This is a genomic window from Photorhabdus sp. RM96S (genome assembly GCF_042879335.1).
Classification (GTDB): Bacteria; Pseudomonadota; Gammaproteobacteria; order Enterobacterales; family Enterobacteriaceae; genus Photorhabdus; species Photorhabdus kayaii.
In genome coordinates, this window is record NZ_JBHFKT010000113.1 from 1 (window position 1) to 1,753 (window position 1,753).

2 protein-coding genes are annotated in these 1,753 nt (G+C 64.3%); both read right to left on the bottom strand.

Annotated features, from left to right (window positions below; all coding sequences use genetic code 11):
- The coding region (vgrG, locus tag ACGF49_RS24480; protein ID WP_387493284.1) for a type VI secretion system tip protein VgrG at positions 1–525 on the bottom strand (525 nt) is incomplete at its 3' end.
- Between the two features lie 21 nt (positions 526–546).
- A partial coding sequence (locus tag ACGF49_RS24485; RefSeq protein WP_387493287.1) for a VasL domain-containing protein occupies positions 547–1,753 on the bottom strand: 1,207 nt, incomplete at its 5' end.

Consider the following 1,753-nt stretch of genomic DNA (forward strand, 5'->3'; position numbering starts at 1 on the left):
GGTTTCGCGGTACTGGACGCAGAACTCCCGTTCCGGGTGGGGGTTGCGCAGGCTGAACGCCACATCCCGGACGCCGTTCTCTTTGAGCAGGGTGGTGAGGATGGTTTTGATATCCTGCTGCTGAAAAATCCGGGCATTCTGGCGCAGGGTGGCGCGCCACATATCGGGCCGGATAGTCATGTCATAGCGGGTCTGATGTTTGCCGGTATTGCCCTGGACAAAACTGGCGACCATGCCGGTGACGGTACGCTCGACTTTGCCTGCGCGCAGAATGGTCAGGGTGGCGCTTTTGTCGAGGACGGCGGCGAAATCAATCGCCGGGTCGGCACTGGCTAAACTGACGGTCAGCGTGAACGGGGTGGAGAGGGCCTCGTGCAGGGTAAAGCCGGCCACCACGAAGGTGTGCGGCGGCAGTCCGCCGGCGGTGAGGGTAAACTGTAACCCGCCGGCGCTTTGGGGACTCAGCCGGTCAGCGATTTGCTGAGCGAGGCTGGCGGCGCCGGCGGTTTTTTTCTGGAATGACATATAAGGGTTCCTTCTCTGAATTTACGGGCGGGGCGGCCCGGGGAGTGGGGTCAGCCCGGCGGCTTGCTGCAACGCGTCATACTGGCTGAGCAGGGCGTTAAACCGGTCGTCGGTCTTTTTTATCAGCGCCGGTGAGACGCTCTCACCCTGTTCGACGGCGGCGGAAAGCTGGCGCAGCAGCTCTTCCAGCGGGACGTCACGGTTGTGGCTGTGCTGGATTTGGTAAATCGCCGTTTTCAGGTAAGAGAGGGTGAAACTGCCCCGGTTGCGCTCCTGTGCCAGGATGTTGTCCGCCAGTAACTGGAGCTGATGCCCGGTCTGCTGCCAGCTGCCGGGCGCCGGCGCGTTTTCCCGCCGGATGGACTGTAACTGCTGCCAGCGCTGCGTTGCCCGCTGCTGCCGGCGGTCCTGCGGCCAGGTTTTTTGCGCCATGCCGGTCAGCTGCTCAGCCTGTTGCAGCACCACCAGCGGCGAGGTGTCCGCCAGCCGGGTTAACTGCTGCGCATAAGTTTGCAGGTCGGGGTGGTACAGCCAGGCCAGCCTGGCCCCGTCCGGGGTGTCGGTCAGGGCGGTGAGCTGCTGTTGCAGCGGCCGGTAAAGGCCCAGCCAGCTGCCGGTCAGGACAAACGCCCCCAGTAAGAGACCCAGGCCGAACCCCTGTAGTGCGCTCATCGGCCGCGGGGGCGGCGCAGGGAAACGGACCTGGACTTTGGGCTGACGGCGGTCGTATTCCGCGTCGTCGCCGGGGTCCGGTTCAGACGGCGCCGGCGCGGTGGTCTCGGCCAGGTAAACCAGCGGCGGCATCTGCACGGGTTTGGCCGCGGGGTTGGGCAGGATACGGGGCTGTTCCAGTTTTTTGGCGGTGTTCTGGAAGAACCACAACAGGTTGTCGACCTTCGGCAGGCGTTTCAGCTCGGACTGCTGGAGCCGGTCGACTATCAGCTGTAAGGCCCGCTCGGCCCGGTAAATCATCCGCAGGTCACGGGCGGTGTAATCGTACTGGCGTAAGGCGTGGCCGCAGCGGGTGTTAAACCAGTCCAGCATCTCGGCGCGGACCGCCGGCTGCGGCGGCCACAGTTCATCCCACTGGCTGACTATCACCCCGGCCAGCAGCTCGCAGCCTTCGGTAAACCCGGCCAGGCCGCTGAGCTGCATCCGGGCCAGGGTGTAGTAAATCGCGCTCTGCAAATCGACGCCGTGGGTGCGAAACAGCGTCAGGGCCAGGGAT